Origin of the sequence: Streptomyces sp. SS7, from assembly GCF_037993025.1 — a bacterium.
In the GTDB taxonomy this organism is placed as follows: Bacteria; Actinomycetota; Actinomycetes; order Streptomycetales; family Streptomycetaceae; genus Streptomyces.
The window spans coordinates 5,522,429-5,545,761 of sequence record NZ_CP141223.1 but is presented as its reverse complement, the minus strand read 5'-3'; the positions used below and the strand labels follow the sequence as shown (position 1 = coordinate 5,545,761).

The 23,333-nt window shown below is 73.6% G+C and carries 22 protein-coding genes; 10 read left to right on the top strand and 12 right to left on the bottom strand.

The annotated features are described in order from the left end of the window. The first annotated feature begins 111 nt into the window (after positions 1-111). Both U5640_RS25670 and U5640_RS25665 read left to right on the top strand, forming a co-directional pair. Positions 112-2,337, top strand: coding sequence for an acetate--CoA ligase family protein (locus U5640_RS25670; protein WP_340378091.1), 2,226 nt, complete (start codon positions 112-114; stop codon positions 2,335-2,337). 1 nt (position 2,338) lies between these two features. Further along, positions 2,339-3,121: an enoyl-CoA hydratase-related protein gene (locus U5640_RS25665; RefSeq protein WP_340378090.1), complete on the top strand. Its 783-nt coding sequence runs from the start codon at positions 2,339-2,341 to the stop codon at positions 3,119-3,121. Between the two features lie 43 nt (positions 3,122-3,164). On the opposite strand, the gene U5640_RS25660 is transcribed toward U5640_RS25665, so the two are convergent. After that, on the bottom strand, positions 3,165-3,332 hold the full coding sequence (locus U5640_RS25660; RefSeq protein ID WP_340378089.1) for a hypothetical protein: 168 nt from the start codon (positions 3,330-3,332) through the stop codon (positions 3,165-3,167). Further along, positions 3,329-3,667, bottom strand: a complete 339-nt coding sequence (locus U5640_RS25655) for a hypothetical protein (RefSeq protein WP_340378088.1) — start codon at positions 3,665-3,667, stop codon at positions 3,329-3,331. The genes U5640_RS25660 and U5640_RS25655 overlap by 4 nt, the downstream gene beginning before the upstream one ends. A gap of 117 nt (positions 3,668-3,784) precedes the next feature. Between U5640_RS25655 and U5640_RS25650 the strand changes: the two genes are divergently transcribed. Then, positions 3,785-4,366, top strand: coding sequence for a flavin reductase family protein (locus tag U5640_RS25650; protein WP_340385329.1), 582 nt, complete (start codon positions 3,785-3,787; stop codon positions 4,364-4,366). 60 nt (positions 4,367-4,426) lie between these two features. Here U5640_RS25650 and U5640_RS25645 read toward each other — a convergent pair whose 3' ends face one another. Next, positions 4,427-5,734, bottom strand: coding sequence for an MFS transporter (locus tag U5640_RS25645; RefSeq protein WP_340378087.1), 1,308 nt, complete (start codon positions 5,732-5,734; stop codon positions 4,427-4,429). Positions 5,735-5,805: 71 nt separating this feature from the next. Between U5640_RS25645 and U5640_RS25640 the strand changes: the two genes are divergently transcribed. The 3 genes from U5640_RS25640 to U5640_RS25630 all read left to right on the top strand — a co-directional run bounded on the left by U5640_RS25640 (position 5,806) and on the right by U5640_RS25630 (position 9,257). After that, positions 5,806-6,834, top strand: coding sequence for a helix-turn-helix domain-containing protein (locus U5640_RS25640; protein ID WP_340378086.1), 1,029 nt, complete (start codon positions 5,806-5,808; stop codon positions 6,832-6,834). Positions 6,835-6,903: 69 nt separating this feature from the next. After that, complete coding sequence (locus U5640_RS25635; protein WP_340378085.1) at positions 6,904-8,856, top strand: histidine kinase; 1,953 nt, start codon at positions 6,904-6,906, stop codon at positions 8,854-8,856. Positions 8,857-8,966: 110 nt separating this feature from the next. Next, positions 8,967-9,257, top strand: coding sequence for a hypothetical protein (locus U5640_RS25630; protein WP_340378084.1), 291 nt, complete (start codon positions 8,967-8,969; stop codon positions 9,255-9,257). Here U5640_RS25630 and U5640_RS25625 read toward each other — a convergent pair. From U5640_RS25625 to U5640_RS25615, 3 genes are all read right to left on the bottom strand, one after another. Next, positions 9,254-10,303 (bottom strand): Zn-dependent alcohol dehydrogenase, encoded by a 1,050-nt coding sequence (locus U5640_RS25625; RefSeq protein WP_340378083.1) that lies wholly within the window; start codon positions 10,301-10,303, stop codon positions 9,254-9,256. The two genes, U5640_RS25630 and U5640_RS25625, sit on opposite strands and share 4 nt — an antisense overlap. After that, positions 10,303-11,451, bottom strand: coding sequence for an acyl-CoA dehydrogenase family protein (locus U5640_RS25620; protein ID WP_340385327.1), 1,149 nt, complete (start codon positions 11,449-11,451; stop codon positions 10,303-10,305). The genes U5640_RS25625 and U5640_RS25620 overlap by 1 nt, the downstream gene beginning before the upstream one ends. Before the next feature lie 105 nt (positions 11,452-11,556). Next, entirely contained in the window at positions 11,557-12,474 is a 918-nt protein-coding gene (locus U5640_RS25615) for an SDR family oxidoreductase (RefSeq protein WP_340378082.1), read from the bottom strand. Between the two features lie 120 nt (positions 12,475-12,594). Here U5640_RS25615 and U5640_RS25610 point away from each other — a divergent pair, with 120 nt between their 5' ends. Continuing rightward, a complete protein-coding gene (locus U5640_RS25610; protein WP_067251431.1) occupies positions 12,595-13,521 on the top strand; it encodes a cyclase family protein in 927 nt (308 codons plus the stop codon). A gap of 488 nt (positions 13,522-14,009) precedes the next feature. Here the strand turns inward: U5640_RS25610 and U5640_RS25605 are convergent, their stop codons facing one another. The 4 genes from U5640_RS25605 to U5640_RS25590 form a co-directional block, all read right to left on the bottom strand. Further along, positions 14,010-14,570, bottom strand: coding sequence for an ATP-binding protein (locus tag U5640_RS25605; RefSeq protein WP_340385325.1), 561 nt, complete (start codon positions 14,568-14,570; stop codon positions 14,010-14,012). 550 nt (positions 14,571-15,120) lie between these two features. Continuing rightward, a complete protein-coding gene (locus U5640_RS25600) occupies positions 15,121-16,008 on the bottom strand; it encodes an acyl-CoA dehydrogenase family protein (protein WP_340378081.1) in 888 nt (295 codons plus the stop codon). A 9-nt stretch (positions 16,009-16,017) separates the two neighbouring features. After that, entirely contained in the window at positions 16,018-17,148 is a 1,131-nt protein-coding gene (locus U5640_RS25595; protein ID WP_340378080.1) for an acyl-CoA dehydrogenase family protein, read from the bottom strand. Next, positions 17,148-18,344, bottom strand: coding sequence for an amidohydrolase family protein (locus U5640_RS25590; protein ID WP_340378079.1), 1,197 nt, complete (start codon positions 18,342-18,344; stop codon positions 17,148-17,150). Before U5640_RS25590 ends, U5640_RS25595 begins: the two co-directional genes overlap by 1 nt. A gap of 87 nt (positions 18,345-18,431) precedes the next feature. Between U5640_RS25590 and U5640_RS25585 the strand changes: the two genes are divergently transcribed. Continuing rightward, positions 18,432-19,943, top strand: coding sequence for an AMP-binding protein (locus U5640_RS25585; RefSeq protein WP_340378078.1), 1,512 nt, complete (start codon positions 18,432-18,434; stop codon positions 19,941-19,943). Here the strand turns inward: U5640_RS25585 and U5640_RS25580 are convergent. Both U5640_RS25580 and U5640_RS25575 read right to left on the bottom strand, forming a co-directional pair. Continuing rightward, positions 19,922-20,434, bottom strand: a complete 513-nt coding sequence (locus tag U5640_RS25580; protein ID WP_340378077.1) for an EF-hand domain-containing protein — start codon at positions 20,432-20,434, stop codon at positions 19,922-19,924. The genes U5640_RS25585 and U5640_RS25580 overlap by 22 nt on opposite strands. Before the next feature lie 163 nt (positions 20,435-20,597). Next, positions 20,598-20,981: an STAS domain-containing protein gene (locus tag U5640_RS25575; protein WP_340378076.1), complete on the bottom strand. Its 384-nt coding sequence runs from the start codon at positions 20,979-20,981 to the stop codon at positions 20,598-20,600. Positions 20,982-21,341: 360 nt separating this feature from the next. Between U5640_RS25575 and U5640_RS25570 the strand changes: the two genes are divergently transcribed. Continuing rightward, on the top strand, positions 21,342-21,923 hold the full coding sequence (locus U5640_RS25570; protein WP_340378075.1) for a sigma-70 family RNA polymerase sigma factor: 582 nt from the start codon (positions 21,342-21,344) through the stop codon (positions 21,921-21,923). Next, positions 21,920-23,254, top strand: coding sequence for a maleylpyruvate isomerase N-terminal domain-containing protein (locus tag U5640_RS25565; RefSeq protein WP_340378074.1), 1,335 nt, complete (start codon positions 21,920-21,922; stop codon positions 23,252-23,254). Before U5640_RS25570 ends, U5640_RS25565 begins: the two co-directional genes overlap by 4 nt. Positions 23,255-23,333: the final 79 nt, after the last annotated feature.

Below are 23,333 nucleotides of genomic sequence, written 5' to 3'. Positions count from 1 at the left end.
GTCCCGAAGGTCCGCCCCTTTCTCGTTGCACGCCCATTCCTGACATCCCGTCAGGTCTGTAATCTGACAGTTCGTCAGTTACTTGGCAGTCACACAGGAGCGGGCGGACCGATGCTTGGATCAACCCACGGCACCCTCACCACCGACTCCCGCCGCGCCCGGGTCATCGCGTGCGGCGAACAGCCCGGACCCGCCGTCCACGGCCGGCCCGCCGACGTCGACGACCTCGACGTCAGCGGGCGGCCGCTGTACGCGACCGTCCCCGATCTGGACCGGTTCTTCCGGCCCGAGTCGGTGGCGGTCATCGGCGCCTCGGACGCCGAGGGACGCCCCAACACCGGTGTCACCCGGCAACTGGTGGGCTGGGCCGAGCGGGTGGGGGCGCGGCTGCACCCCGTGCACCCCACTCGCGCGTCCGTCTTCGGCATCCCCTGCGTGGCGTCGGTCGCCGAGCTGCCGGAACAGATCGACCTGGCCGTGCTGCTGGTCGCCGATCCGCTGCCGGTGATCGAGGAACTGGCCGAGGCGAAGGTGCGGTTCGCCGTCGTGTTCGCCTCGGGCTTCGCGGAGACCGGCGAGGAGGGCGCGGCGGCGCAGGACCGGCTCGCGGCGGCCGTGGCGGGCTCCGGCATCCGGCTGCTCGGGCCCAACACCAACCTCAACGCCTTCGAGCGGTTCCGCGAGGACCTCACGGGGCCGTCGATCGCGCTGATCACCCAGTCAGGGCACCAGGGCCGCCCGGTCTTCGCCCTCCAGGAGCTCGGCATCCGGCTCTCGCACTGGGCGCCCACCGGCAACGAGGCCGACCTGGAGACCGCCGACTTCCTGTCCTACTTCGCCGAGCGGCCCGAGGTCGGCGCCATCGCCTGTTACGTGGAGGGGCTGAAGGACGGCCGGGCCTTCCTCCTGGCGGCCGACCGGGCGGCCCGGCGCGGGGTCCCGGTGGTGGCCGTGAAGGTGGGCCGCACCGAGACCGGGGCCCGCACCGCCGCCTCCCACACCGGCAAGCTGACCGGCGCGGACGAAGTGGTGGACGCGGCGATGCGGCAGTACGGCGTCATCCGCGTCGACGGACTGGACGAACTCCAGGACACCGCGGCCCTGCTGGCCCGGGCCCGCCGTCCGCGCGCGGACGGTGTGGTCGTCTACTCGATCTCGGGCGGCACCGGCGCCCACGCGGCCGACCTGGCGACGGCGGCGGGGCTGCGGCTGCCGGCCCTGTCGGCGGCCAAGCAGGCCGAGCTGCACCAGTGGATCCCGTCGTACCTGAACGTGGCCAACCCGGTGGACAACGGGGGGCACCCGGTCGGCGACGCGCGCGGCCGGAAGATCATCGACGCGATCCTCGCCGATCCCGAGGTGGGGGTGCTGATCTGTCCGATCACCGGCCCCTTCCCGCCGCTCAGCGACCGGCTGGTGCGGGACCTGGTGGACGCGGCGGAGCACACGGACAAGCTGGTGTGCGTGGTGTGGGGCTCGCCGGTGGGCACCGAAGCGGCCTACCGCGAGGTGCTGCTGGGCTCCTCCCGGGTCGCGACCTTCCGCTCCCTCGGCAACTGCGTCACCGCCGTCCGGGCGTACCTGGAGCACCACCGCTTCGTGAGCGACTACCGCTCGCCCTTCGACCAGGCCCCGCGCACCCCGTCCCCGTCCTTCCGCAAGGCGCAGCTGCTGATGCGCCCCGGCCAGCAGCTCAGCGAGCACGCGGCGAAGCAGCTGCTGCGGGCGTACGGCATCCGGGTCCCGCGCGAGCAGTTGGTGACCAGCGCGGCGGCGGCGGTGCGCGCGGCGGGGCTGGTCGGGTACCCGGTGGTGATGAAGGCGTCCGGCGAGCGGATCGCGCACAAGACCGAGCTGGGGCTGGTCAAGATCGGCCTGACCTCGGCGAGCCAGGTCCGCGACGCCTACCGCGAACTGACCGACATCGCCCGCTACGAGGGTGTCTCGCTGGACGGCGTCCTGGTCTGCCAGATGGTCGAGCGGGGGGTGGAGATGGTGGTCGGGGTGACCCAGGACGAGCTGTTCGGCCCGACGGTCACCGTCGGTCTGGGCGGGGTCCTGGTGGAGGTGCTGCGCGACGCCGCCGTCAGGGTGCCGCCCTTCGGGGAGGAGCAGGCGCGGGACATGCTCGCCGAACTGCGCGGACGGGCGCTGCTGGACGGCGTCCGGGGCCGCCCGCCGGCCGATGTCGACGCGCTCGTGGAGGTCGTCCTGCGGGTCCAGCGCATGGCGTTGGAGCTGGGCTCCGACCTGGCCGAGCTCGACATCAACCCGCTGGTGGTGCTGCCGTTCGGGCAGGGCGCGGTGGCGCTGGACGCGTTGGCGGTGTGTCGCTGAGATGGACCTGTTGACACGGCACACCGGCCAGGTCGCGTTCCTGACCCTCAACCGCCCCGAGGCCCTCAACGCGCTCACTGCCGACCTGCGGGAACAGCTGATCCGGACGCTCGCGGACGCCTCCGCCGACCCCGCCGTGCGGGCGGTCGTCCTCACCGGCGCCGGACGGGGCTTCTGCGCCGGCGCGGACCTGCGGGGCGGGGCGGCGGCGGGCGAGCGGGTCGCCGGTGACGTGGCCCGGATGATCCGGCTGGGCGCGCAGCGCCTGGTCGCGGCCGTGCTGGACTGCGAGAAGCCGGTGATCGCCGCGGTGAACGGCACGGCGGCCGGCCTCGGCGCGCATCTCGCCCTCGCCTGCGATCTGGTCCTGGCCGCCGAGTCGGCGCGGTTCATCGAGGTGTTCGTCCGCCGGGGCCTGGTCCCCGACGGCGGCGGCGCCTATCTCCTCCCCCGGCTGGTCGGCCCCCAGCGGGCGAAGGAACTGATGTTCTTCGGCGACGCGCTCGGCGCGGCGGACGCCGAACGCCTGGGGCTGGTGAACCGGGTGGTCCCGGACGGCGAGCTGGAGAAGACGGCCGGCGAGTGGGCGGCCCGGCTGGCCACCGGCCCCACCCGCGCCCTGGCCCTCACCAAACACCTCGTCAACGCCTCCCTCGACAGCGACCGCGCCACCGCCTTCACCGCCGAGGCCACCGCCCAGGAGATCAACATGACGACGGAGGACGCGAGGGAGGGCCTCACCGGCTTCCTGGAACGCCGGGCGGCCGAGTTCAGGGGGCGGTAGACGGGGAGGGTCGCGGGGCGGTGGGCCGGGCCGGCCGGGGCCGTCAGCCGGTGGCCTGCGTCAGGATGCGTACCCGCCCGGCGTCCTCGTCCCCGACGAAGCGGAACAGCTCGGGCGCGTCGTCCGTCCCGCCGATGGTCCAGGACGTCGCGTCCCCGCAGGTGCTGCCGGTGCCGCTGCCCTCCTCCAGGCGTACGGCGAGGTCGGTCAACTTCCCGGCCCCGTTGCGCTCCAGGGCCCACGTGCCGGTGCCGTCGCAGACCACCGGCCCCTCCCTGAACTCGTCCTCGGCCGGAGGGCGGCGAGCTCGGCGCCGCCGCCCGGGCGCAGCCGCAGCTCGGCCCCGTCCGCGCCGCGCCAGACGCCGGTGACCTCGGCGGCCGACAGCCGGGGAGGCTCGTACTCCTCGACCAGGCCCGTGACGGAGGCCGGCAGCCCGCCGAGGAGCACCCAGGCCGCCGGGGGCTGCGCCGCCCCGGTCGCGACCGCCGCGCCCACCTCGGCGTCGGCCCGCCGCAGGCGGTTTTCGTGCGCATGCCACCCCACCTCACGGGGGCAGCGTACGCGCGCGTCACCGAGCCGTTCGCCTCCCCTCGTACCGCCCCCGCACACCCCCGCACACCCCTTCCTATCTGACATGCCGTCAGCTTCAATGGGGACATGATGGGACACGCGGGGATGGCGGCCGCCGCCGTCCGTTATCTGAGGGCGGGCCCGGTCGAACCGCTGCCCCGTCCCGACCTGCGCTGCGTCCGCGAGGACGAGCGGGCTCCGGTGGACCGGGCCGAGTTCCGGCGTGTGCTGGGGAACTTCGCGTCCGGCGTCACCGTCGTCACGGCGGCGACGCCGGACGGCCCCGCCGGCTTCGCCTGCCAGTCCTTCTCCTCCCTCTCCCTCGACCCGCCCCTGGTGGCCTTCATGGTGGGCCGTACGTCCACGACCTGGCCGCGCATCGCCCACGCGGGCGCCTTCTGCGTCAACGTCCTCGCGGCGCACCAGGCCACGCTGTGCCGCGCCTTCGCGGTGAGCGGCGCGGACAAGTTCGCGGGCGTGCCGTACGACGCGGCCCCGGCCTCCGGCTCCCCGCGCCTGGCCGGCGCCCTCGCCTGGATCGACTGCGCCGTCCACGCCGTGCACACCGGGGGCGACCACCTCATCGTCGTGGGCCGGGTGAACGCCCTCGGGTCGACGCCCGCCGCGGACACGGAACGGCCCCTGCTGTTCCACAGGGGCCGGTTCCTCTAGGCGCGCGGGACACCGTGGCCGCCGGGCCACCGTGGCCGTCGGGCCACCGTCAGGCAGCTGTCAGGCGGCCGCCAGGGCCTGCGCCACCGGTCGCCGGCGGATCACCAGCGCCATCAGGGCCGCCGCCGCGCACAGCGCGCCCGACGCGTACCAGACCACGTCGTACGAGCCGAAGGCGTCGCGGGCGACACCGCCGAGGAAGGCGATCAGGGCCGCGCCGACCTGGTGGGAGGCGAGGACCCAGCCGAAGACGATGGCGCTGTCGTCGCCGTAGTGCTCACGGCACAGGGCGAGGGTGGGCGGCACGGTGGCGACCCAGTCCAGGCCGTAGAAGACGATGAAGAAGATCATCGGGGGATGGACGGCGGGGGCCAGCAGCAGGGGGAGGAACAGCAGCGAGACACCGCGCAGCGCGTAGTAGACGGCCAGCAGGCGGCGCGGGGAGAAGCGGTCGGTGAACCAGCCGGAGGCGATCGTACCGACGACGTCGAAGACGCCGATGACCGCGAGGAGCGAGGCCGCCGCCGTGACCGGCATGCCGTGGTCGTGGGCGGCCGGCACGAAGTGGGTCTGGACCAGTCCGTTCGTGGAGGCGCCGCAGATCGCGAAGGTGCCGGCGAGGAGCCAGAAGGGGCCGGTGCGCATCGCGGAGAACAGGACCTTGACGGTGCGGCTCGCGGCCCCCTGCACGGGCGCCGGCTTCGGCACGAACTCCTGTGCGCCGTACGGGCTCGCCCCCACGTCCGCCGGGTGGTCGCGCAGCAGCAGCCAGACGAAGGGGACGACGGCGAGGGCGGCCAGCGCCACCGTGACCGCGGCGGGGCGCCAGTCGTGGCGGGTGATCAGCCAGGACAGCAGCGGCAGGAAGATCAGCTGACCGGAGGCGGAGGCGGCGGTGAGGATGCCGCTGACCAGGCCGCGGCGCTCGGTGAACCAGCGGTTGGTGACCGTCGCGGCGAAGGCCAGCGCCATCGAGCCGGAGCCCAGGCCGACCAGCAGGCCCCAGCACAGGAGGAGTTGCCAGGCCGCCGTCATCCACACCGTGAGCCCCGAGCCGAGCGCGATCACGGTCAGGGCGACCGCCACCACCCGGCGGATGCCGAAGCGGTCCATCAGCGCGGCGGCGAACGGCGCGGTGAGCCCGTACAGCGCGAGGTTGATCGAGACGGCCGCGCCGATCGTGCCCCGCGACCAGCCGAACTCCTGGTGCAGCGGGTCGATGAGCAGACCGGGCAGCGAGCGGAACGCGGCCGCACCGATGATCGTGACGAAGGTGACGGCGGCGACGAACCAGGCGCGGTGGATACGGAAACGGGCGGGGGGCTTCTGTGCCGGTACGGCTGCGAGGGCCTCGCTTGTCTGGGTCACGTCACCAAGGGTGCGATGTCCGGCCCCGCGCCACCACTGGCCCGAAAGTCAGCGTTCGATAGGATCGGGCCATGAGTCGTGATGACCGTGACGTCCGCCCGCACCGTGTCGTCGTCCTCGCCCTGGACGGCCTGCTCCCCTTCGAGCTGGGCATCCCGCACCGCATCTTCGGCCGCCCCACGGACGCCGAGGGACGCCACCTGTACGAGGTCGTGACCTGCTCGATCCGGCCGCCGGGCCCGGTCCGGACCGACGCCGACTTCGCGATCATGGTGGAGCACGGGCCGGAGACCCTCGCCACCGCCGACACCGTCGTGGTCCCTGCCTCCTACGAGCTCGGCCCGGTCTTCGAGCAGGGCGTCCTCACCGACGAACTCGCCGCCGCGCTGGCCCACATCCGCCCCGGCACCCGCCTCACCTCCATCTGCACCGGGGTGTACGTCCTCGCCGCCGCCGGCCTGCTGGACGGCCGCCCCGCGACCACGCACTGGGCCGACGCCGCGCGTCTCCAGCAGCTCTTCCCGAAGATCGACGTCGACCCGGACGTCCTGTTCATCGACGACGGCGACGTCCTCACCTCCGCCGGGGTCGCCGCCGGCATCGACCTGTGCCTGCACATCGTCCGCCGCGACCACGGCACGGCGGTCGCCAACGACGTCGCCCGCCGCACCGTCGTACCGCCGCACCGCGACGGCGGCCAGGCGCAGTACATCGAGCGGCCCGTGCCCGACCCGCAGCAGGCCGGCACCACCACCGCCCGCGCCTGGGCGCTCGGGCGGCTGCACGAGCCGATCCAGCTGCGCGACATGGCCGCGCAGGAGTCCCTGTCGGTACGCACGTTCACCCGCCGCTTCCGCGAGGAGACCGGCGTCAGCCCGGGCCAGTGGCTCACCCAGCAGCGCGTCGAACGCGCCCGGCACCTGCTGGAGTCCAGCGACCGCTCCGTCGACCAGGTCGCGCGGGACTCCGGCTTCGGCACCGCCCAGTCGATGCGGCAGCACCTTCAGGCGGCCCTCGGGGTCACCCCCACCGCCTACCGCCGCACCTTCCGCACCGGCGGCGACCGCGAGCGCACCGACGGAGTCGGCACCCCGACCTGACCCCTGGTGGGCATGTCAAGATGCTGCTGTGCCGGGGCACTTGCCCGGGCCGGGAGCGCGAGCAGAGGGATGGCTGAGACAGAGACGGTCCGCCGGTGGCTGCTTCCCGCGCTGCTGGCGGTGGCGCAGCTCGCCTGGCTGGTGATCGCGGGTCCCTGGCGCGGCGGCGATCTCCGCGCCGAGGTCGCGGCCGGGGCGGTCGGGTGCGCTCTCGTGGTGGAGACGGCGGCCCTCGGCCGGCGCCGGCAGGCCCCGGTGAGCGCCCTCGCCTGGTCGGTCGGTGCCATGGCGGTCGGGCTGGCCGCCTGGCAGGACGGCTACCTCGCGCTGGGCGCCCCCGTGTCCCTGTACTCGGTCGCGGTGCGCTGCCCCCTTCCCGTGACACTGCGGGCCGTCGCCGCGGTCGTCGGCGCCGAATGGCTCCTGTCGTTCGCGCGGGCCGGGTTCCGTACCGTGCCGGCGGCCGAATGGGCGGTCGCGGCCCTGCTGTACGTGCTCTGCGCGGGCCTGGGCGAGGCCCGCCGCAAGTGGCGCGCCCGCCGTCTGACCGCGGCCCGTCGGCTGGCGGGGGCCGAGGAGGGCAGACGGCACGCCGCCGCGAACGAACGCCAGCGCCTCGCACGCGAGTTGCACGATGTGAGCGCACACCATCTGACCTCGGTCGTGGTGACCGTGGACACCGCCCTCCGGCTCGGCGGAACCCGGCCCGAACTGACCGCCGAGGCGCTGGAGTTCGCGGAACGCACCGGCCGGGAGACCAAGGCCTCGCTCCAGCGGCTGGTGGGACTCATGCGGGACCCCGAACCACGCGAGGCCCCGTCGCTGACCGGCCCCGTCCAGCAACTCGTCGCGGGCTTCGGCCGGCTGGGCCGCCCCGTCGCCACGGAGCTCCCCCCGGACCTGACCGGCCCGGCCGGGGAGGCCGTCCACGGGATCGTGCGCGAAGCCCTCACCAACGCCGTCCGGTACGCCCCCGGCGCGGCCGTACGCGTCGTCGTACGGCGGGACGCGGGGCGGTTGCTGCTGTCGGTGACCAACGGGCCCTCGGCGGCGCGGGCGGCCCGCCCGGCCGGCATCACGGGATCGGGTCTCGGCGTCAAGGGCATGCGGCAGCGCGCGGCAGCGCTGGGCGGTGAGCTGGACGCCGGTCCGACGGCCGAGGGCGGCTGGCGGGTCGAGGCGGTGCTGCCCGACACCGGCGGGGCGCCGTCGGCGGAGGGGTGGCGTCGGGACGTCCTGCGCGAGCAGCAGCTGGCCGACCCCGCGCTCGCGTTCACCGCGGCGCTCCTGCCGGTCCTCTTCGTCCTGGTCGGGGCCGAGGACTGGAGCCGGGCGGCCCGGCACGCGGCCGTTCCCTCCATCGCGCTGGTCGCCGCCCTGTTCGCCCTGCACGGCCTGCCCCTGGTGTGGCGGCGGCGCGCACCCCGGGCCGCGCTCACCGGTGTCCTGGCGACCTCCCTGCTCTGGCCCCTGGCCACCGCGCTGGCCCCCCTGTCGGCGCTCTCCGCCTACTTCGCCGGGGGTCTGATCGCCGAGTGTCTGGCGGTGAACGCGCTGGGCGCCTACAGCCATCGCGGCACCCGCACCTTGCCCTGGGTCCTGACGACGGGGACGGTGAGCACCGGTGCGCTGCTGGCCACGGCGGCCGCCGACGGCGATGTGCCGGCGGGCGGGTTCTCCTGGGTCACCGGCGCGGTGCTGGTGGTGCCGTTGAGCCTGGTGGCGTGCGCGGGCTTCGCCCTCCTCTGGGGCGGCGGGCTGCTGGTCCGCCGGCGCCGGCTGCGCGTGCTCGCCCGGGACGACTTCGCGCTCGCCAGTTCCGCGTGGCAGGCGGACCGGTCCGCCGGAGCGGAACGGGAGCTGCTGGCACAACGGTTGAGCGACGCCGTACTGCACCGCACCGAGCGGCTGGTGGAACTGGCGCGCGCGGGGCGGCCGGACGAGGTCGCGGCCGAGGCCCGCTCGACCCTCGCCGCCATGCGCGAACTGCTGCACGGCCTCGACCGCCCACCGCCCTCCTGACGCCCGTCTCCCCCGGCGCACTCCACCCGGCCGTCTCTATCCAGAGATACAGACGGGGTTCGTCCGCCGAGACGATGGGAACGCCGCCGCCCGCCGGAACACTGGGAGCCATGTACCTCACCTTGGTCACCGTGCTCTGCGTCGTCGCGGCCCTCGCCGGCATCGTGGTGTCCGTCGTCCACGAACCGCCGACCTGGGCCGTGGTCGTCGGCGTCGTCGCCGGGTTCGCCCTGAGCACCGCACTGCTGCGGACGGCGGCGTTCGCCGACATCGCGCAGTCCCCGGTCGGCTCCTGGAGCCTGCGGCTGGCCGCCTTCGCGGCGGTCGAGGCGCTGCTGGCCCTCGCCGTCGTCCACCGCGGCCGCACCGCCCGCCGACGCGTGTCGCACCCGCGGCCCTAGAACGTGAGCACCCCCCGCGCCACCCGCCCCGCCTCCGCGTCCGCCGCCGCCTTCTCGAAGTCCTCCACCGGGTAGGTCTGGGTGATGAGTTCGTCGAGGAGCAGCCGGCCCTCGCGGTACAGGTCGGCGTACAGGGCGATGTCCCGCTGGGGGCGGGAGGCGCCGTAGCGGCAGCCCAGGATGGACTTGTCGAGGAAGAGGGAGGAGACCAGGAAGGACGCCTCCGCGGTGGCCGGCGGCACCCCCAGCAGGACCGCCTGCCCGTGCCGGTCCAGCAGGTCGACGGCGGCCCGGATCAGCTCCACCCGGCCCACGCACTCGAAGACATGGTCCGCGCCCGTCGGCAGCACGTCCCGCACGGCCTCCGTCGAGGTCAGGAAGTCGGTCGCCCCGAACCGCCGGGCCACCGTCTCCTTGGCCGGGTTGGAGTCGACCGCGACGATCCGCAGCGCGCCCGCGATCCGCGCGCCCTGGAGGACGTTGAGCCCGATCCCGCCCGTGCCGATGACGACGACGCTCTCGCCGTATCCCACCCGCGCGCGGTTGAGCACGGCACCCACCCCGGTCAGCACCCCGCACCCGATCAGGGCGGCGGACGGCAGCGGGATGTCCTCGGGTATCCGCACCGCCTGGACGGCCTTCACGACCGTCCGCTCGGCGAAGGCGGAGTTGCAGGCGAACTGGTACACCGCCCGCCCCGCGCGCGTGAACGGCTTCTGGGGCCGCCCGATCGCCTGCCGGCACATCGTCGGCCGCCCCCGGTCGCACTCGGCGCAGGTCCCGCAGCTGGCGAGGGTGGACAGGGCCACATGGTCGCCGGGGGCGACATGGGTGACCCCGGCCCCCACGGCCTCCACCACCCCCGCCCCCTCGTGGCCGAGCACCACCGGCGCCGGGAAGGGGATCGTCCCGTCGATCACCGACAGGTCGCTGTGGCACAGCCCGGCCGCCGAGATCGCCACGAGCACCTCGCCGGGCCCCGGATCGCGTACGCCGAGGTCGTCGACGACCTCCACCCGCTTGCCGTCGAACAGCACGCCTCGCATCAGACGACCCCCTTGCGCTCTCTGGGCAGGCCGAGCACGCGCTCGGCGATGATCGTGCGCTGGATCTGGTCCGAGCCGCCGTAGATCGTGTCGGCCCGGGAGAACAGGAACAGGTGCTGTGCGTCGTCGAGTGCGTACGGCGTCGCGGGCGTCCAGTCCGACGGGCCCGCGCTCGCCGACGCGCCCCGCACCTCCACCGCGACCTCGCCGAGCCGCTGATGCCAGCCCGCCCACAGCAGCTTGGCCACGCTGGGCGCTCCCGGACCGCCCGAACCGCCCAGGGTCCGCAGCGCGTTCCACCGCATCGTCCGCAACTCGGCCCACAGTCGCACCAGCCGCTCGCGTACGACGGGATCCTCGGCCGCGCCGGTCTCCACCGCCGTGCGGACCACGCGCCCCAGCTCCTCGGCGAACCCGATCTGCTGGGCGAGCGTCGACACCCCGCGCTCGAACCCCAGGAGGCTCATCGCGACCCGCCAGCCCTCGCCGGCGCCGCCGACGACGTGCTCCGCGCGCGCCCCGTCGAAGAAGACCTCGTTGAACTCGCTGGTGCCGGTGAGCTGCCGGATGGGCCGCACCTCGATCCGGCCGGGCTGGTCCATGGGCACGAGGAGGAAGGACAGCCCGCGGTGACGGGTCGCGTCGGGGTCGGTGCGGGCGAGGACGAAACACCAGTCGGCCTCGTGCGCGAAGGAGGTCCAGATCTTCTGCCCGGTGACGCGGTACGCGCGGCCGCCCTCGTCGGCCTCCGCCCGCGTCCGCACCCCGGCCAGGTCGGACCCGGCGCCGGGCTCGCTGTACCCCTGGCACCAGAGCTCGGCACCGGCGGCGACGGGCGGCAGGAACCGGGCCTTCTGCTCCGGGGTGCCGTGGGCGATCAGGGTGGGCGCGAGCAGATTCTCGCCGATGTGCCCGGACCGGGGCGGGGCCCCCGAGCGCGCGTACTCCTCGGCCCAGGCGACCTGCCGGGTCAGACTCGCGGTCCGGTTCCCGTACCCGCCCTCCCTCCACCCCAGCCCGATCCACCCGGCGGCACCGAGCGTGCGCTCCCAACCACGCCGGTCGGCGGCACCCGGCGCGTGCTCACCGAGCCAGGCACGAGCTTCGCGGCGGAACTCGTCATCCTCGACATCGAACCCGAAGTCCACGTTCACCTCCCTGAGAAACGCCATCAGCAACTCCCTCAGGGGCGCGGGGAACTGCGCAACCAGCCACACGCGACCCGCACCCGCCGAACGACTCGGCGCCCCGAGTCATTGAGCGTTCGGCCGACTCCCTTCGGCCGCGGCCCGCCGCATCTCCTCCAGCCGCTCGAGCATCGGCATCGGATCCACCCCGACCGACCCCGGCAGCACCTCCGCGATCCGCTCCGGCGTCCACGAACCGCCCTCGGCGTACGCAGCCCGCAGCTCCCGCGGCTGCGCCCACACAGCGATCTTCGCACCGGCGACCGTGTAGACCTGCCCGGTTATCCCCAACTCCCGCGAGCGGTCCGACAAAAGGAAAATCACCATCGCGGCGACATCCTCCGGCTCCCCGATCTCCGCGAGCTCCATCGGCACCCCGGCCGACATCCGCGTCCGCGCGACCGGCGCGACCGCGTTGGCGGTCACCCCGTACTTGTGCAGGCCGAGTGCCGCGCTGCGCACCAGCGAGATGATCCCGCCCTTCGCGGCGCTGTAGTTGGCCTGCGAGACGCTGCCCTGGTGGTTGCCGCTGGTGAAGCCGATCAGCGTGCCGGATCCCTGCCGGCGCATGACGGCGGAGGCGGCCCGGAAGACCGTGAAGGTGCCCTTGAGGTGGGTGGCGACCACCGGGTCCCACTCCTCCTCGGACATGTTGAACAGCATCCGCTCCCGCAGGATGCCCGCGACGCAGACGACCCCGTCGAGCCGCCCGTACGCCTCCAGGGCGGTGTCCACGACCCGCTGTCCGCCCGCCATCGTGGAGATGTCGTCGGCGACCGCGACGGCCTCGCCGCCCGCCGCCTCGATCTCCTTGACGACGGACTCGGCGACCTCGCTCGTGGGCGACGCGCCGTCCACGCCCACCCCGTAGTCGTTGACGACGACCCGGGCACCGTCGGCGGCCGCCGCGAGCGCCACCGCCCGTCCGATGCCCCGTCCCGCCCCTGTGACGGCGACGACCTTGCCGGTCAAGAAGTTCCCCACGTCCGGCCCCTTCCCGCGTTCTCCGACGGACGGTTAGATGCTTGCCAGACCCGTATCTGACGGACCGTTAGATTTTATGTCCCGCCCGACGGGCGAGGACAAGCCCCGGGGAGGCACCGGATGGCACTGCCGGAGGAGTTCCACGACATCGCCAAGCGCGTCAACAACTGGGGGCGCTGGGGAGCCGCCGACGAGATCGGCACCCTCAACCTGATCACCGACGAGGTGGTGCGCGGCGCCGCCGCCGAGATCCGTTCGGGGCGCCGGGTGCCACTGGCCCTCCCCCTGCGGGAGGACGGGGTTCAGACCGGGATGATCCCGGGGCGGGTCAACCCGATGCACACCATGGTGCAGATCAACCAGGAGATCTTCGGCCCCGGCACGGTCGCGTGCAGCGACGACGCCGTGACGATGGGCCTCCAGGCGGCCACGCACTGGGACGCGCTGACCCATGTCTCGCACTCGGGGAAGATCTACAACGGCCGCCCCGCGTCCGGCATCACCGCGCACGCGGGCGCCGAGTTCAGCGGGATCGACAAGGCGCGGCACGTCGTCTCGCGCGGGGTGCTGCTGGACGTGGCACGCGCGCGGGGCGTGGACCGGCTGGCGGGCGGGCACGCGGTGACGCCGGAGGACCTGGAGGCGGCGGAGGAACTGGCGGGCACGCGCGTGCGTGCCGGCGACATCGTGCTCGTACGGACCGGGCAGGTGCAGCTCTATCTGGCGGGCGACAAGCACGGTTACGCGTTCCCGTCGCCGGGGCTGTCGGTGCGTACGCCGGAGTGGTTCCACGCGCGCGACGTGGCGGCCGTCGCCAACGACACCATGACGTTCGAGATCTTCCCGCCGGAGATCGAGGACCTGTGGCTGCCGGTGCACGCGCTCGACCTGGTGGAGATGGGGATGCTCCAGGGCCAGAACTGGAATCTCGAAGAGTTGTCCACAGCCTGTGGACAGGAGGGCCGGTACGCGTTCCTGCTGTCGGCGATGCCCGAGCCGTTCGTCGGCGGCACGGGAACCCCGGTGGCGCCCGTGGCCGTCCTCTGAGACCCCCGGCGACCCCTGCGACGGTCGTCCGATGGCGGCGCGCCGCTGCCCGCCCCGAGCACGGCACCGCGCGCCGCCATCCGACTCGGCGTACCCTCCCCGTCTCCCCCTCCGGCCCTGAGGGACTCGACGCCGAATCGCGACCCACACTCGGCAAGGACCCGTGCCACCCGGACCCTCGCCGTCCCCTCGCGGTGAATCGCCGACCACAAGCGTGATCAAACGGACACGTCACGTCAACACCACGACGGAGATTTGTTACTTAAGCCCCATTTGCAACGGGCGCGCACGGAAGCACGTCCGGGCGCACCGGGGCCACGCCCGGTCAGGACGACAGCACCACCTGCGCCCGTGCACCGCAGGCCACCGCCCTCTCGCGGCCATGCGCCCGTCGACCGACCCACCGGACCGCCCGCCCCCGCCGCACCCCGCCGCCCGCAGCGGAGCACCGCCGCGGCACCGCGTGCCTCACACGGCCTCACACGGCCTCACACGGCCTCGAACGCGCGCCCCTCGTAGGCGGGTTCCGGGCGGACCGTCGGCTTCGGGTACACGGGCGGCTTCGGGTACACCGGCTCCGGGTGGGCGACGGCCTGCCGGCCACCCGTCAGGGCGGCGCACTCACCCCTGTTCTCGCCGCCCACCGCACCCTCGGCGGGACCCTCGCAGCGGTCCAGCTCGCACCAGATGCGCTTGCCGCCGCCCTCCACGCTCCAGCCCCAGCGGTCCGCCAGACAGTCGACGAGGGCCAGGCCCCGGCCGCCGGTGGCGTCGTCGCCCGCGCAACGGGGCACGGGGGCACGGTCGCTGGTGTCCACGACCTCCAGCCGGACGGCGGCCGTCGCGTCCACCGCGCCCGGCACCGACAGCCGCACGACGGCCGGACGGCCCGTGTGCACCACGGCGTTGGTGACGAGTTCGGAGACGAGCAGGACCAGCGTCTCGGCGAGCGGTTCGTCGTCCCCTATGCCGCACCCGGCCAGACGCGAACGGGCCCACCTCCGCGCGCGCCCCACTTCCGTGGGGTCGGGCCGGATCTCCAGTTGCACTTGAAGCACCTGCACCGCTCACACCATCCGAACCGGCGGACACATGGCCGTGCGCCACGCGAGCCACGCGAGTCGCGTGGGCACCATGACGACGGGGGCCACGATCGTAGCCATTTTCTGCATGGCCAGAACAACAGCCAGAGGCAGCGTGACGGAACGTGAATCCCTTACGAGACAGCTTGGTTGACGTACAGTCACCTCAACAAGCGCTTCGGGCATATTCCAGCGCGAAGGAGTACCCGTGCGGCATACTGTGCGACGCCCGCGCCAGGGAGTCGAACAGGCGGGGGCCTCCAGCCCGTCCGCCCTGCGAGCAGCGGCACGCACCGCCGGTTTCGGCACCGCCCCAGGGGCACCACCGGCATGGCTCGTGCTCGGAACCACTCGCATCCCACAGAAGGTACCGGAGGGTCCGGCCGACTCCGGGCCGTGACGGGTCACACATCGGACACAACCCGGTATCAACGCTCCGTGAACCCCGTATGCCACAATCCGCGACACCCGTACGGCAGTCCGAGCCCCGCGCAGGTCATCGGCGCAGGCAGCGGCGCTAGCGGCCCGCTCCGGCGAGCAGTTCACCGGCGAGCAGTTCCTCACTCTCCGTACCACCCCCCGCACGCCGGGTGCGCACCCAGGCGCGTTTCAGCAGCAGGTGCACGTCCGCCTCCCAGGTGAACCCCATGCCGCCGTACACCTGCAGACAGTCCCGCGCGCCCCGTACGGCGGCCTCGTCCGCGAGGAGCCGGGCGGCCGCGATGTCGGCGGGGCCGGCGGTGACGGCGGCCGCGTAGACCGCCGCGCGGGCCACCTCGACCCGCACCAGCAGGTCCGCACAGAGGTGTTTGACGGCCTGGAAGGCCCCGATCGGCTGCCCGAACTGCTCGCGGGTCCGCGCGTGTTGCACGGCGAGCTCGCACGCGCGCGTGGCGGTGCCGAGCTGCTCGGCGGCGGTGAGGAGGACGGCGACGGGTTCGGGCGCCGTACGCCCGGCCCGCCCCGGCAGCCGGTGCAGGGGCGTCAACGGATCGACCGACCGCAGCGCCACGGCCCCCGAGACGTCCCCCTCCACCACGTCCGCCTCGGTCAGCCACTCCACCGGCCCGCCGGTGTCCGCGGTCGTCACGACGGTCTCCCCCTCGGCCGCCCCGGGCACCCGGCCCGCCGCGAGGTGGGTGGCGACCAGAGGGCCGGGCAGGAGGGCCCGGCCCGCCTCCTCGAAGGCCAACACCGCCTCGGGGAGACCGAGTCCGACCCCGCCCTCCGCCTCGGCCAGCCGCAGCGCGAAGAACCCGGCCGCGCCCAGCTCCCGCCACAGCTCCCGGTCGAGCGCGGGCCGCTCCACGGCCGCCCGCAGCGCGTCCCGGCCGAAGCGCCGGGCGAGCAGGTCCCGTACCCCTTGCCTCAACGCCCGCTGGTCGTCCGTCAGTCGGAAGCGCACGGAGAAGTCTCACCGCCCCTTCGGGAGTCCGAGGATCCGTTCGGCCACGATGTTGCGCTGGATCTGCGAGGTGCCGGCCGCGATGGTGTACGACAGCGAGGAGAGCCGGTCGAGCACCCAGGGCCGGTCGAGGTCGAGGGCCGCGTCGCCGAGGACGTCGGCCGCGGCGTCGTACAGCTCCTGACGGGCGTGCGAGTACCGCAGTTTGAAGACCGAACCGCCGACGCCGGGCACGCCGCCCGCCGAGGCCTCGCTCACGTTCCACTGCGTCAGCCGCCACAGCGCCCGGAACTCGGCCTCCAGGAGGGCGAGCCTGCGCCGCAGCACGGGGTCGTCCCAGCGGCCGTTCGCGCAGGCCTCGCGGGCCAGTTCGCCGAGGACGCGCCGGCAGGCGACGACCTCGCCGACGAACGCGGTGCCGCGCTCGAAGGACAGCGTCACCATGGTGACGCGCCAGCCGTCGTTCTCGGCGCCGACCCGGTGGGCCGCGGGCACCCGCACCTCGTCCAGGAACACCTCGGCGAACTCGGCGGACCCGGCGAGCGTCCGCAGCGGCCGTACGGTGATCCCGGGGGCGTCCATGGGCATCGCCAGCCAGGTGATGCCCCGGTGTCTCGGCGCCGTGGGATCGGTGCGCACCAGCAGTTCGCACCAGTCGGCGACCTCGGCGTGCGAGGTCCAGATCTTGGACCCGCTCACCACGTAGTCGTCGCCGTCGCGCCACGCGCGCGTGCGCAGCGCCGCGAGGTCGGAGCCGGCGTCCGGTTCGCTGAAGCCCTGGCACCAGACCTCCTCGCCGCGCAGGATCGGCTCCAGCCAGCGCGCGCGCTGGGCGTCCGTGCCCTCGGCGGCGATCGTCGGCCCCGCGTGCAGCAGTCCGACGAAGTTGGCCCCCACGTAGGGGGCCCCGGCCCGCTCCGTCTCCTCCAGGAAGATCAGCCGGGTGGTCGGGTCGGCGTCCCAGTGCACGTGCGCGTACCCGGCGTCGTACAGCGTCCGCTGCCAGCCGAGGTCGTAGCGGCGGCGGCCGGGCCAGTCGTCCGGGGACGGCTTCGGCGGGAGCGCGGGCAGGGCCTTGCCGAGCCAATCCCGCAGCCGGGCGCGGAAGTGCTCCTCCTCGGCCGTGTACGTCAGGTCCATTACTTGTCGAGGTCCAGGTCCAGCATGCGGATCGCGTTGCCCCGCATCAGCTTGTAGACCGTCTCGTCGTCGAGGCCCTCGACGTGGTCGAGGGCGACCTCCCTGGTGTGCGGGAAGGTGGAGTCGACGTGCGGGTAGTCGGTCTCGAAGGTGGCGTTGTCGCGGCCGACGACGTCCAGGGAGGCCACCCCGTGCTTGTCACGGAAGAAGCAGCAGTACATCTGCCGGTAGTAGTACGTGGACGGCGGCTCGGGGATCAGGTCCCTGACACCGCCCCAGGCCCGGTGCTCCTCCCAGACGTCGTCGGCGCGCTCCAGGGCGTACGGGATCCAGCCCATCTGGCCCTCCGAGTAGGCCAGTTTCAGCGCCGGGAACTTCACCAGGACCCCGCTGAACAGGTAGTCCATCATCGAGGCCATGGCGTTGTTGAAGGACAGGGAGGCCTGGACGGCGGGGGGTGCGTCGGGGGAGGCGGCCGGCATCTGCGAGGACGAGCCGATGTGCATGTTGACGACCGTCCCGGTCTCCTCGCACACGGCGAAGAACGGGTCCCAGTACCCGGAGTGGATGGACGGCAGCCCCAGGTGGGTGGGGATCTCGGAGAAGGTGACCGCGCGCACCCCGCGCGCGGCGTTGCGCCGGATCTCCGCGACCGCGAGGCCGACGTCCCACAGGGGGATCAGGCACAGCGGGATGAGGCGGCCGCCGCTGTCGCCGCACCACTCCTCGACCATCCAGTCGTTGTAGGCCCGCACGCACGCGTGCGCGACCTCCTTGTCGTGCGCCTCGGCGAAGGTCTGGCCGCAGAAGCGCGGGAAGGAGGGGAAGCACAGGGACGCCTCGACGTGGTTGAGGTCCATGTCCTCCAGGCGTGCCTTCGGGTCCCAGCAGCCGCGCCGCATCTCCTCGCGGGTGATGCCCTCCAGGGTCATCTCGTCGCGGTCGAAGCCGACGGCGGCGATGTTGCGCTTGTAGGGGAACTTCAGGTCCTCGTAGATCCACCAGTCGGTGGGCTGACCGTCCGGGTCCATGGTGATCTGGTACTTCCCGGCGACGTAGGCCAGCTCGCCGATCCCGGCGGTGAGGGGCTGCGGCCCGCGGTCGCGGTACTTCTGCGGCAGCCAGGTCGCGAAGAGGTGCGCGGGTTCGATCACATGGTCGTCGACGCTGATGATGCGGGGCAGTTCGGTGGCCATGGGTTCCCCTCCGCCGGACGGTACTTATCTGATGACCCGTCAGATAGCATGGCACCTGACGAGTCGTCAGCCAAGCTGGGGGCAGACATGAACGCCATCGCGCACTCCCTGAGCTCCTCCCGCACCCTGTGGGAACTGGTCGCCCGCCGCGCCGAGCTCACCCCCGACCGGCCCGTCCTCCTCCAGGGCGATCGCACCCTGACCTTCGACGAGCTGCGCGCGCGTGCCGAACGGACCGCGGCCGGGCTGTACGGCATGGGCGTGCGCCCCGGGACCGTCGTCGCCTGGCAGCTGCCCACCCGGATCGAGACGGCCGTGCTGTCCTTCGCGCTGGCCCGCCTGGGCGCCGTGCAGAGCCCCGTCATCCCGTTCTACCGGGACCGCGAGGTCGGCTTCGCGCTCAGGGAGTCACGGGCGGAGTTCTTCGCCGTACCGGGTGTCTGGCGCGGTTTCGACCACGGCGAGATGGCCCTGCGGCTCGGCGCGAAGGGCGTGTTCGACGCCTACGACGACCTGCCCGAGGGTGACCCTGCCGTGCTGCCCCCGCCGCCCTCCGAGGGCACCTCGGTCCGCTGGATCTACTGGACCTCCGGTACGACCTCCGACCCCAAGGGCGTCCTGCACACCGACCGTTCCCTCCTCGCGGGCGGTTCCTGCCTCGCCCACGCGCTGGAGCTGACCGCCGACGACGTGGGCTCGATGGCCTTCCCGTACGCGCACATCGCGGGGCCCGACTACACCGTCATGCTGCTGCTGTACGGCTTCCCGGCGGTGATGTTCGAGCACTTCGCGCTGCCGGACGCGCTCGAGGAGTACCGCCGGCACGGGGTGACCGTGGCGGGCGGGTCGACGGCGTTCTACTCGATGTTCCTGGCCGAGCAGCGCAAGCAGCCGGGCGTCCCGGTGATCCCCTCGCTGCGGCTGCTCGCCGGGGGCGGGGCGCCGAAGCCCCCGGAGGTGTACCACGCGGTCGTCCGGGAGATGGGCGTGCAGCTCACCCACGGCTACGGCATGACCGAGGTCCCGATGATCACCATGGGGGCGCCGGGCGACACCGTGGAGAACCTCGCCACGACCGAGGGGCGGCCGCCGGAGGGGATGGATATACGCATCGCCGAGGGCGGGGAGGTGCGGCTGCGCGGGGAGGCCGTGTGCCGCGGCTACCTGGACCCGGCGCAGACGGCGGAGGCCTTCGACGCGGACGGGTTCCTGCGCACCGGGGACCTCGGGCGGCTCACCGCGAGCGGGCACCTGGTGCTCACCGGGCGGCTGAAGGACGTCATCATCCGCAAGGGGGAGAACATCTCCGCCAAGGAGATCGAGGACCTGCTGGCCGCCCGCCCGGACGTCGGGGACGTGGCGGTGGTCGGGCTGCCGGACGCCGAGCGCGGGGAGCGGGTGTGCGCGGTGGTGGAGCGGGCGGCGGGGGCCGCGGACCCGACGCTGGAGGCGCTGACGTCGTACCTGCGCGCGGCGGGACTGTCCGTGCACAAGCTGCCGGAGCAGCTGGAGTTGGTGGACGCCCTGCCGCGCAACGACACGCTCCGCAAGGTGCTGAAGTACAAGCTGCGCGAGCGCTACTCGGAGACGGTGAAGTAGCGGGCCACCGCGGGGACGACGTCCTGCTCGCCGACCCTGTCGTCGCCGTCGGTGTCGAGGGCGGCGGCGACCGTGCGGGCGAGGTCCTGCTGGACGCCCAGGGCGTGCAGCACGCGCACGATGTCGGCGACCGCGGCCAGACCGTCGCCGTCGGCGTCCGCGAGGTCGAGGGCGGCGTGCAGGAAGGGGCGGGCGATCTCGGCGAAGCGGTCGGGGTTGTCGTGCAGCCGCTTGACCGCGCCGCCCACGAACTCGTCGCGGGTGATGCGCTGGTCGCCGTCGCGGTCCGCGATGCCCGCCATGCCCTGCCAGAAGGCCTCCGCGCCCGCGTACAGCGCCTGGCCCTTGTCGGAGCGGGCCGCCGTGCCGAACTCGGCCAACAGCGCCTTGGCGGCCGCGCCGAAGTCCTCGCGGTCGATGTAGCCGTTGCCGTCCTGGTCGAACGCGGCGAACCGGGCGGCGATCCTGCGTTCGTACTCGTCGCTGACCATGTTGTCCTCCGGCCGCCTGGCGTCCTGGTGCGGGAAACCTTCCGGCAGGGAGCGTACGACGCCGCGGGCCCCGCGGGAGCCGGCGGGCGGTCTCCGTACCCGGACCGGGTGGATTTCGGGACATCCCCGTCGCACGGCGGCCCGCGTCCTGCCGCGGTGCGGCTCAGGCCGTCAGCGGTTCGGAGCCGTCCTCGGCCACGGCCTCCGCGAGGTCGGCGTAGACGTCGAAGAGGCGCCGGACGCCGAGCGCGCCGAGGACCCGGTTGACGTGGGAGTCCTCCGGGGCCCCGCGCGCGGGCAGGATCAGCCGCAGCCCGCCGCGGCAGGAGCGGATGAGCCTGCGGGCCGCGATGAGCACGCCGACGCCGCTGGAGTCGCAGAAGTACACGTCGGAGAGGTCCAGGACGAGACGGTGACGGCCCTCGGCCACCTCCTCGTGCACCCGCTGCCGCAGCACCGGTGACGTCACCAGGTCCAGCTCGCCCGACACATGGAGCACGGCCCACCCGCCCCGCTCGCCGCCGGTCACCTTGAAGGCCACCCTCACGCCTTTCCCTCGCCGTAAACGGAAGCGGTCCCTACGCTTCCTTGCAGCGCGGCTGCCCAGCGGCGTTGCCCCGAAACGCGTGGCGGAAAACAGGCACAGGACGGAAGAGGCTTGATTCCGTCATATTCAGTCCTGTTCGATCCACCTCAGTCCAACATCGCTCGCACGCGATCGAAATAGAACACACTTGATCCGGATTGGTCATGATGGGTCTGGGTAGGCGCGGGCTCGTACCACTACCGGGCCGATCAGGGGCGCACATTGGAACAAAGGGGCGTGCGTTGTCCTACGTGCCGACTACATTCGAGGTGACGGTGGACGCAGGCTGGGCCGAGGCACGGGCACAGGTGAGGGGGCCGCATGGCGAAGAAGGACGCACCGCCCCGCTGGGACCGCAAGATGCAGCAGCGACTCGCGCGCGGTGAGGCGGCCGCCCTCGGTGAGCTCTACGACCGGTTCGCTTCACTCGTGCACGGCCTCGCCCATCGTGTGCTCGGAGACGAACACGCGGCCGACCGTGTCACCCGCGAGGTCTTCGTCCACGTCTGGCAGCACCCCGACGCCTACGACCCCCAGCAGGGTCCCCTGCGCACCTGGATCGCCGGGCTGACCCACCGGCTCGCCGTGCAGCGGCTGCGCGCCACCGAGACCGCCGCGCTGGCCGAGGGCGGCCCCGGCACCGCCGAGGACCTGGAGCACAAGGTGCGGCACGCCGCGGTCGCCGCCCGCGCCGACTACATCGTCCAGGCCATGCCCGCCCCCCTGCGCGCCGCCCTGGAACTGGCCTACTTCCAGCGCCGCGACTACCGCCAGACCGCCGCCGACCTCGGCGTCACCGAGGACGAGGCGCGCCGACGGCTCCGCCTCGGCCTGCAACTGCTCTCCACCGCCCACGACACACCGGCCTCCGGAGCCCCTCCCGAGTACGGGGGTGCGGCGTGAGCGACGCGGCCGGATCCGAGGGCACCGACGACGAGAGCGAGGACGGCAAGGACGACAAGGAGAGCACGGACGGCACGGACGGCAGCGAGGGCTACGACGGCTCCATGGACGACCACACCGCGACCGGCGGCGACCCCATCGGGGACCGGGGCGACCAGGGCGACGGCACCCGCCGTGCGCCCCGCATCCCGTTCCCCCGCGCCTCCGTCGAGGACACCGGGCTGCCGCTGCCCGCACTGGAGGCGCTCGTCGTCCCGGAACCGCCGCGGCTGGAGCACCGCGTGCTGAAGGCCCTGCTGGGCGCCTGGGCGCTGGCCGCCTGCTCCGCAGAGGAGGCGGCGGCCGTCGAGGTCCACCTCGGCGACTGCGGCGCCTGCGCGGACGAGGCCCGGCGGCTGCGCGAGGCGGTCGGTCTGCTCCAGCGCCCGGAGAGCCTCGACCTCGACCCGGGCCTGCGCACCCGCGTCCTGGAGGCCTGCCTCGACCGTCGCCCGCCGCGCATCCCGGTACCGCCGTGGGCGACCTCGTACGACGCCGAGACCGCGCGACTGGACGCCCTGCTCCAGGACTTCGGCGACGCCGAGTGGCACGCGCCCGTGCGGCTGCGCTGGTTCCGCGGGGAGGGGGAGAGCACCCGGCGCACCACCGTCGCCGGGGTCATCGCCCATCTCCTCGCCGTGGACGGCCTGGTCGCGGTGGCCCTCGGGCTGGAGGACCCGCTCGGCCCCGGCGACGACGACAAGGAGACCGACGGCGTCCGCGGGCCCGCCGAGCGCACCGAGGCGTTCTGGGGAGCGTCGCACTTCCCGCCCACCCGCTCGGTGCGCGGCCCCTGGCGCGAACAGAGCCACGCGCTCGTGCGCACGGTCTCGTTCACGGGCAGCGGTCCCGGCACCCTGCCGATCTCGTACGGCGACTTCACCCTGCCCCTGCGGGACGCGATGCTGGACCGGGCGTTCGAGTGCTGGGTGCACGCCGAGGACATCGCGGAGGCGGTCGACTATCCGTACGCGCCGCCCGCGCGCCGGCGCGCGGGGCTGGCCGCGCCCGCGCCGAGCGCCCGGCACCTGGTGAGCGCCGGCAGCCCGGGGCGCAGCCTGCGGCTGGAGATCGAGGGCGACGGCGGGGGCGAGTGGCTGATCCCCCTGGACTCGCCCGCAGCGGTGGGCTCCGCCGCGCACGAGGTGGCGCACGTGGCGCTGGACGACGTGGAGTTCTGCCGGCTGGCCGCGGGCCATGTGCCTCCGGAGGAGGCCGCGGCGGGGCAGCTGGGCGATCGGGGGGCGATCAGGGACGTGCTGTTCGCCGCGGCGAGCTTGAGCCGGATGTAGGGGCTGGTTGCGGTGCGTTGGGGGGTGCGGGTGCGTGGGGGTTGTTCGCGCAGTTCCCCGCGCCCCTGGAAACGCACGC

Bases quoted from the DNA above. Each gene is read 5' to 3' on its own strand.
- U5640_RS25670 (WP_340378091.1), top strand. From the start codon at position 112: ATGCTTGGATCAACCCACGGCACCCTCACCACCGACTCCCGCCGCGCC.
- U5640_RS25665 (WP_340378090.1), top strand. From the start codon at position 2,339: ATGGACCTGTTGACACGGCACACCGGCCAGGTCGCGTTCCTGACCCTC.
- U5640_RS25650 (WP_340385329.1), top strand. From the start codon at position 3,785: ATGGGACACGCGGGGATGGCGGCCGCCGCCGTCCGTTATCTGAGGGCG.
- U5640_RS25640 (WP_340378086.1), top strand. From the start codon at position 5,806: ATGAGTCGTGATGACCGTGACGTCCGCCCGCACCGTGTCGTCGTCCTC.
- U5640_RS25635 (WP_340378085.1), top strand. From the start codon at position 6,904: ATGGCTGAGACAGAGACGGTCCGCCGGTGGCTGCTTCCCGCGCTGCTG.
- U5640_RS25630 (WP_340378084.1), top strand. From the start codon at position 8,967: ATGTACCTCACCTTGGTCACCGTGCTCTGCGTCGTCGCGGCCCTCGCC.
- U5640_RS25625 (WP_340378083.1), bottom strand. From the start codon at position 10,303: ATGCGAGGCGTGCTGTTCGACGGCAAGCGGGTGGAGGTCGTCGACGAC.
- U5640_RS25610 (WP_067251431.1), top strand. From the start codon at position 12,595: ATGGCACTGCCGGAGGAGTTCCACGACATCGCCAAGCGCGTCAACAAC.
- U5640_RS25595 (WP_340378080.1), bottom strand. From the start codon at position 17,148: ATGGACCTGACGTACACGGCCGAGGAGGAGCACTTCCGCGCCCGGCTG.
- U5640_RS25590 (WP_340378079.1), bottom strand. From the start codon at position 18,344: ATGGCCACCGAACTGCCCCGCATCATCAGCGTCGACGACCATGTGATC.
- U5640_RS25585 (WP_340378078.1), top strand. From the start codon at position 18,432: ATGAACGCCATCGCGCACTCCCTGAGCTCCTCCCGCACCCTGTGGGAA.
- U5640_RS25580 (WP_340378077.1), bottom strand. From the start codon at position 20,434: ATGGTCAGCGACGAGTACGAACGCAGGATCGCCGCCCGGTTCGCCGCG.
- U5640_RS25570 (WP_340378075.1), top strand. From the start codon at position 21,342: ATGGCGAAGAAGGACGCACCGCCCCGCTGGGACCGCAAGATGCAGCAG.